Origin of the sequence: Nitratidesulfovibrio sp. 1201_IL3209, assembly GCF_036763125.1 — a bacterium.
Taxonomy (GTDB): Bacteria; Desulfobacterota; Desulfovibrionia; order Desulfovibrionales; family Desulfovibrionaceae; genus Cupidesulfovibrio.
The window spans coordinates 21,598-28,613 of sequence record NZ_JBAIYT010000045.1 but is presented as its reverse complement, the minus strand read 5'-3'; the positions used below and the strand labels follow the sequence as shown (position 1 = coordinate 28,613).

At 70.1% G+C, this 7,016-nt stretch carries 6 protein-coding genes; 2 read left to right on the top strand and 4 right to left on the bottom strand.

From position 1 onward, the window contains the following. Window positions 1-238: 238 nt before the first annotated feature. From lpxB to rfbB, 4 genes are all read right to left on the bottom strand, one after another. Window positions 239-1,414, bottom strand: coding sequence for a lipid-A-disaccharide synthase (gene lpxB / locus V6B97_RS15980; protein ID WP_333507523.1), 1,176 nt, complete (start codon window positions 1,412-1,414; stop codon window positions 239-241). A 17-nt stretch (window positions 1,415-1,431) separates the two neighbouring features. Further along, window positions 1,432-2,415, bottom strand: a complete 984-nt coding sequence (locus V6B97_RS15975) for a hypothetical protein (protein ID WP_333507522.1) — start codon at window positions 2,413-2,415, stop codon at window positions 1,432-1,434. A 67-nt stretch (window positions 2,416-2,482) separates the two neighbouring features. Next, the gene (gene rfbD / locus V6B97_RS15970; protein ID WP_333507521.1) at window positions 2,483-3,364 is read right to left on the bottom strand and encodes a dTDP-4-dehydrorhamnose reductase; all 882 of its coding nucleotides are present in this window, start codon (window positions 3,362-3,364) and stop codon (window positions 2,483-2,485) included. Continuing rightward, the gene (gene rfbB, locus V6B97_RS15965; protein WP_333507520.1) at window positions 3,361-4,383 is read right to left on the bottom strand and encodes a dTDP-glucose 4,6-dehydratase; all 1,023 of its coding nucleotides are present in this window, start codon (window positions 4,381-4,383) and stop codon (window positions 3,361-3,363) included. Before rfbB ends, rfbD begins: the two co-directional genes overlap by 4 nt. A gap of 307 nt (window positions 4,384-4,690) precedes the next feature. On the opposite strand from rfbB, the gene V6B97_RS15960 reads away from it, so the two are divergent. Continuing rightward, window positions 4,691-5,581 carry a sirohydrochlorin cobaltochelatase gene (locus V6B97_RS15960; RefSeq protein WP_333507519.1) on the top strand — a complete coding sequence of 297 codons (891 nt, stop codon included), beginning with the start codon at window positions 4,691-4,693 and terminating at the stop codon, window positions 5,579-5,581. A 299-nt stretch (window positions 5,582-5,880) separates the two neighbouring features. Next, a complete protein-coding gene (locus tag V6B97_RS15955) occupies window positions 5,881-6,780 on the top strand; it encodes a hypothetical protein (RefSeq protein ID WP_333507518.1) in 900 nt (299 codons plus the stop codon). Window positions 6,781-7,016 lie beyond the last annotated feature (236 nt).

Sequence of the window (7,016 nt, the reverse complement as noted above, 5' to 3'; positions counted from 1 at the left end):
AGGGAAAAGCTGGGGGAAAGCCGGTGGAGGGAGGACGGGAAAAGACAGGAAAGCCGGGAGGGCCGGTGAAAAACGGGGCGGCGCGGAAAACGCGGTGCGCCACTGTCCGGCAGGGGCAGGGGCGGAGACCGGGGGGCCCACGGGGCGGGCGGGGCCGGGGGGGGGGGCGGGGGGGGGCCGGGGGGTGGGAGGAACCACCTTTTCCAAAAGGTGGTTCCTCCCTCCCCCGGTTCTGTTTTTACATCATCTCTTCCAGAATGATCCTCGCGGCGGCGTCAGCCGCGCCGGGGGGGCCGCAGCGGCGGCGCAGGTCGGCCAGGTCGGCGCGCACGCGGTCCAGTTCGCCGGGGGTATCCAGCCAGCGGGCGGCATGGCGGGCCAGCACCGCGCCGTCGGCGTTCTCCTGCAACAGTTCGGGGAACACCTCGCGGTTCAGGACAAGGTTGGGCAGGCTGACCCACCTGACCTTCACCAGCCGCTTGCCCAGCCAGTACGAGAAGGGCGACACCCGGTAGGCCACCAGGGTGGGCACGCCCAGCAGGGCGGTTTCCAGCGTGGCCGTGCCCGAGGCGGCCAGCAGCAGCTGGCAGGTGCGCAGGGTGGCGTAGCGGTCGTCCGGCGGTTCGACGGTCAGGGGCACGTCGGCGGGCCACAATGCGCGCAGGGCGTCCTCGGTGACGTTGGGGGCGCGCACGCAGTGGAAGGACAGGCCGGGGTGGTCTTGCAGCAGCAGCCGGGCGGCCTTGCCGTATTCCGGCATCAGTGCCTCGATCTCCTTGCGGCGGCTGCCGGGCATCAGGCCGATGCGGCCGGGCGCCGGGGCGATGGCGTCCAGCCGTCGCCAGTCCATCATGTCCAGCAGCGGGTTGCCCACATAGTCCACGTGCATGCCGTGGCGGCGGTAGAATTCCACCTCGAAGGGCAGGATGCAGATCATCCGGCGGATGTGGCGGCGGATGAAGTTCACCCGCCCGGTGCGCCACGCCCAGATCTTGGGGCTGATGTAGTAGTGCACCGGAATGCCCAGTGCGTGGGCGGCCCTGGCGATGCGGAAGTTGAATTCCGGCGCGTCGATGAGCACCACCGCGTCGGGCCTGCGCGCGGCCAGTTCCGCCTTGATGCGGCGCAGCATGCCGAGGATGCGCGGCAGGTAGCCGAGCACCTCGGTGATGCCCATCACCGACAGGTCTTCCACGCGCAGGATGGCGTCCTGCCCGGCCGCGCGCAGGTGCGGGCCGCCCATGCCGATGCAGCGCAGCGCCGGGTCGCGGCGGCGCAGGGCTTCCAGCAGGCGGCCGCCGTGCATGTCGCCGGACAGTTCGCCCGCGTTGATCCACACGGTGCGCGGCGCGGCGTCGGCCGGGTGGACGTCGGGAGTGATGGCGTCGGGTGTGGTGGCGTGGGGTATGGACATGGCCTGCGGGGGCGCGCCTACGCGCCCTGCCGGGCGGGAGCGGCCGGGGCGGGCGTGGGCCGCAGCCGGTCGTACAGCCGGATGAGCAGCATCACCACCACCATGGAGAAGATCAGCCGCGCCCACAGGGTGCCGCCCAGGTGCGCGCCGATGAGGGCCATGAGCAGGGTGTCCTCGATGAGCGCGTGCGACAGGCCCATGAGCGACAGCGAACTGAACACGTCGCGCGGGGGCACCTTGCCGCCCTGCACCTCGTGCACGATGAGCCCGCCGCCGTAGGCGATGCCCATGCCGAGGCCGATGATGGTGATGGTGGCGGCGTTGTCGCCGATGCCCATCAGCCGCAGCGCCGGGCGCAGGCAGGCGTTGAGCAGTTTGGTGATGCCCACGGCGTCCAGCACGCGCATCAGGCCCATCAGCGCCAGCACGATGCCGAACACCGAGATCAGGTTGCGCGCCTCGTTCCAGGCCCAGGCGGCCAGGGTGGCCGGGGCCTCGCGCGGGGCCCAGAGCATGACGGCGGGCTCGGAAAGGTAGCCGGTGGCGTCGAAGAAGGCGCGCATCAGCATGCCGCACAGCAGCGCCCCGCCGAAGCGCAGCACGATCTGGGTGGTCATGTTCAGGCCGCACTGCTGGGCGATGCGCCCTTCCACCAGCACGTTGTGGGCGATGAGTGTCATGGTGGCGAAGGTGGTCACCTGGGCCACGGTCAGCTGTTCCATGCCCGGCAGCAGCCCGGCGTACACGAACAGGCCGCTGTAGATGTTCACCAGCATGCTGGTGGCCCACGACAGGCCGAGGTCGGCGGGCAGGCCCACAAGGCCCATGACGGGCGACAGCGGCAGGGCCAGGTAGCGCACCAGGTCCAGTTCGGTCAGCACCTTGACCACGATGATGATGGGCACCATCACCTTGACCAGCGTCAGCCAGACGTGGAAGGCGTCCCTGGTGGTGCCGCATGCGGCGCGGGCGAGGGTGCGGAGGTGTTCGGCGGGCGGCATGTCGTATTCCCTGGGGTGTCCTGATCGTTGGCGGCCGCTGGCCGAAGTGCGGTCTGCCCGCGCGGCGTCATGCGTCGTGCGTGCCGGGCAGGCATTCCTTGTAGATGTAGTCACGCAGGGCTTGCGGCCACGGGCGCGGGGTGATGCCGGTCACCTGGGTGAAGCGCGAGGTGTCCAGCACCGAGAAGGGCGGACGCTGGGCCTTCTGCGGATAGTCGCGCGAAGGAATCGCGTGCACCTTGCAGGGCAGCCCGGCCAGGCTCACGGCTTCCGACGCCAGTTCGCACCAGCTGGCCTGCCCGGCGTTGGCCAGGTGGAAGATACCCGTGGCCCGCAGTTCGGCCAGTTTCACGCTGCCCGCCGCCAGGTCCAGGGTGTAGGTGGGCGAGCCGATCTGGTCGTGCACCACGCGGGCCTCGCCCTTGTCGTGGCAGATGTCCAGGATGACCTTGACGAAGTTGCGGCGGCCCGGCCCGAACAGCCAGGACGTGCGCACCACGCAGGCGTTGTCCGGGCACTGCTGGAGCACGGCCTGTTCCCCGGCCAGCTTGGTGGCCCCGTAGACGGACGCGGGGTCGGGCGTGTCGTCCGGCGTGTAGGGCGCGCCCTTTCTGCCGCTGAACACGAAATCGGTGCTGAAGTGCACGAGGTGCATGGAGGTGCCGCGCACCATGCGCGCGAGGCACGTGGGCAACTGCCGGTTGAGACGGGTGGCGTCTTCCTCGCGCTCTTCGGCCAGGTCCACCTGGGTCCAGGCCACGGTGTTGAAGATCACGGCGGGCTCGGCGCGCTCGATGAACGAGGCCAGCGCCCCGGAATCGAGCACGTTCACCTCGTCGCGCCCGGTGGGCACGGCGTCCCAGCCGGATTCGCGCAGCACGCGCACCAGGGCCTGGCCGAGCAGCCCGGTCCTGCCGCCGAGCACCAGCGCCTTGGGGCGCGGGCTCACAATCGTTCTCCGTACCAGCGTTGCATGAATTCCCTGTACGCCCCCGAGGCCACGCTTTCAAGCCATGGTGTGTTGGCCCGGTACCAGGCCACGGTTTCGGCCAGGCCGCGCTCGAAATCGTATTCCGGCGCGTAGCCGAGTTCCCGCGCGGCCAGCGAAAAGTCCATGGCGTAGCGGCGGTCGTGGCCGGGCCGGTCGGTGACGTGGCGGATCAGGCTTTCCGGCTTGCCCACCAGACGCAGGATGGCGCGCACCACCTCGATGTTGGGGCGCTCCGCCGCGCCGCCGAAATTGTACACCGCGCCGGGGCGGCCCTTTTCCAGGGCCAGCAGCACGCCGCGGCAGTGGTCGTCCACGTGGATCCAGTCGCGCACGTTCAGGCCGTCGCCGTACACGGGCAGGGTTTCGTCGCGCCCGGCCCGGCCGATCATCAGCGGGATGAGCTTTTCCGGGAACTGGTACGGCCCGTAGTTGTTGGAGCAGCGGGTGACCACCACCGGGTAGCCGTAGGTCTCGAACCAGGCGCGGGCCATCAGGTCGCCCGCCGCCTTGGAGGCGGAATAGGGGCTGTTGGGGGCCAGGGGGGTGGATTCGGTGAAGCGTCCTTCCGCCCCCAGGGTGCCGTACACCTCGTCGGTGGAGACGTGGACGAAGCGGGCCACCCCGGCGTCGCGCGCGGCGGCGAGCAGGGTCTGCGCGCCCAGCACGTTGGTGAGCACGAAGGGCGCGGGGTCGTCTATGGAGCGGTCCACGTGGGTTTCCGCCGCGAAGTTGACCACCGCGTCGATGCGGTGGTCCTTCAGGATGCGGCGCACGGCGACCGCGTCGGCGATGTCGGCGCGCTCGAAGAAATAGCGGGCGCCGCCGTGGGTCTTTTCGATGTCGGCGAGGTTCAGCGGGTTGCCCGCGTAGGTCAGCTTGTCGAGGTTGACCACCGTGACGTCGGGGCGGCGGTCCATGACGAGACGGACGAAGTTGGTGCCGATGAAGCCGCAACCGCCCGTAACGAGTAGGCGCATCATGTCTCCGTGATGGTGACGGGTGTGCTGGGGATGACGCCCGGCAGGGCCGGGCGCAGGGGTGAATGGTACAGGCAGCGGCGGGGCAAGGTCAATATGGCGCGGCGGACGCGCCGGGGGTGCCGGGCGGAGTGGACGCCGTGCATCGTGCAGAAATAACTTGCAATGTTCTGCCGTCATGCGTAGCCTGCACCGTGGCGCTTCCCGCCGTTGCGCCGTGCGGCATGGCCGCGCGGGGGCATCCCGCACGCACGGCCCGCACGGCCCGTACCGCAACTACCCGCTGGCAATCCCCACGGCAGTCCACATGAAGAAAGGCATCCTTCTCGCCGCGTTCGGCTCCGGAACCCCGCAGGGGCAGTCCACCCTTCGTCTGTTCGACGACCGGGTGCGGGCGCTGTTCCCCGGCGTGCCGGTGCGCTGGGCGTTCACCTCGGTGGTCATGCGCCACCGGCTGGCGGCCGCGCGCAAGAAGACCGATTCCGTCCACAAGGCCCTGCGCAAGATGTGGTTCGAAAAGTACACCCACGTCGCCGTGCAGTCGCTGCATTCCATCCCCGGCGCGGAATATGCCGACCTGCTGGCCGACGTGGAGGACATGCGCGGGACGGGGAACGCCGGGCGCGCGGCGGGCGGGGGAAGCGGCGACGCGGGCCGCGAAGGCTTCTTCCGCGAAGGCTTCGTCCGGGCCACCGTGGGCGCGCCCCTGCTGGATTCCGACGACGACATCCGCCGCGCCGCCGCCGCGCTGCTGGCCCACCTGCCGCCGGAACGCGTCCCCGGCGACGCCTGCGTGTTCATGGGGCACGGCACCTGGCACGAGGGCGAATCCCGCTACGGGACGCTGTCCGCCCAGGTGCGCGAGCGCGATCCGCTGGTGCACATCGGCACCATGGACGGGGACTGCACCATCGACGACATCCTGCCCCGACTCGCGGCGGCCGGGGTGCGCCGGGCGTGGCTGCTGCCGCTGCTTTCGGTGGTGGGGCGGCACGCCATGCTGGACATGGCCGGCGACGCGCCCGACTCGTGGCGGTCGCGCATCGAGGCGGCGGGCATGGAATGTGTGCCCGTGCTGCGCGGCACGGCCGAGTACGGCGGCTTCGTGGACATCTGGCTGGACCACCTGGGCGTGGCCTTCCGCGCGCTGGACGCGGAAACGGAACCGGTCGCGGACATGGAGCGGGCCGGGGAGTGACCCTTGCCCGCCGAGCCGCGCCTCCCGATGATTCCCCGATGATTCCCCGATTATTCCCTGACGTTCGCGCCGCGTTCCGGCCCCGCCTCCGCCCCTTTCTCCGGCGTCCGGCCCGCCCGCGCTGGCGTTCGGGGCCGAAATCGGCTACAACGCCACGGAACGACACCATTTTGCAGAACACCGGAGTATTCATGATGTTCCGTTGTCCCGGCCGCCGCTGTCCCGGCCACCGCACAGTCGGCCACGGGGCGGCATCGGCGCCCCGTCATAGCGCATCCCGCCATGCGTTTTCGCTCGCCGTGCCGCGCGCGCTCGCGTCGCCGTGGCGGATTCTGTGCGGTCTTGCCGTCGTGGCCGCCGTGCTGTGCCAGGCCGTGCCGGGCCATGCCCGCCGCGCCGAGGCCGTGTGGGGCGAGGGGCAGGTCTCCAAGACACGCGCCCAGGCGCAGGGCGAGGCCTTCACCAACGCCGTCACCGACGAGGCCCTGGACATCCTGCGCGCCCCCCTGTCCGAGGCGCGCCGCGCCGCGCTGCGCGAATACCTGGGCACCGTCATCGGCGAGGTGGTGCGCGGCTACAGCGAACTGGGCATGACCCAGGTGCAGGGCGGCACCCGCCTTGCCGTGGACGTGGACGTGAACCGCGACATGCTCAAGGACCGGCTGCGCCAGGTGGGCGCCTACTACACCGCCGAAGAGCCCGTGGCCATGGTACTGCAACTTTCCGGCGCCTCGCCCGAGGTGGCGGAGCGCGTGAGCAGGCTGCAACTGTTGTACGGGGTGGAACAGCGCGCCGGGGCTTCGGTGCGCGTGGCCCTGCGCCCCCAGAACAAGGTGTGGTACGGCACCCTGGATGCGCCCGAAGGCTCCACTTCGGCCGACGGGGCCAGCGTGGACGATGCGTGGCTCGGGTTGTGGGCGTGGTATTTCTCGCACCGCCAGGTGGCCGGGGCCGCGGCGGGGCAGCAGGCCGTGCTGCGGGTGACCGGCTGGCTCACCGCCGACAGCGTGGAAGCCTTCGACCGGGCCCTGCACGACTGGGACCGCGCCCTGCAAAGCGCGCAGTTGCAGGACGTGACCATGCGGCCCGGCGGGCTGGCGGCCACCTGGAAGCTGGTGCTGGTGAACCGGGTGGAACTGGACCGGCGGCTGGACGAATATCTTGCGCCGCGAAAGCTGACGCGGGAAGTGCTTCAGTAGGCTGCGGCCAAATTGTCCTTTCGCCCGTTGGCTTCGTCAAACTTCGCCTGCCATGTCGGTCGAATACGATAAGAGTATACTCCCTCTATGGCAGGCTCGTTTTCCTTGCCAACGAACGAAAATCCTAATTTGGCCCGGCTCGCCACCACGCTTCAAGTGGGGTTGAAATCGGGGCCGGTTTTTCGAGGGTGTGGCTTGCTGGGGCGGAAACGAAAGAAACCCGGCGGGCATGCCGC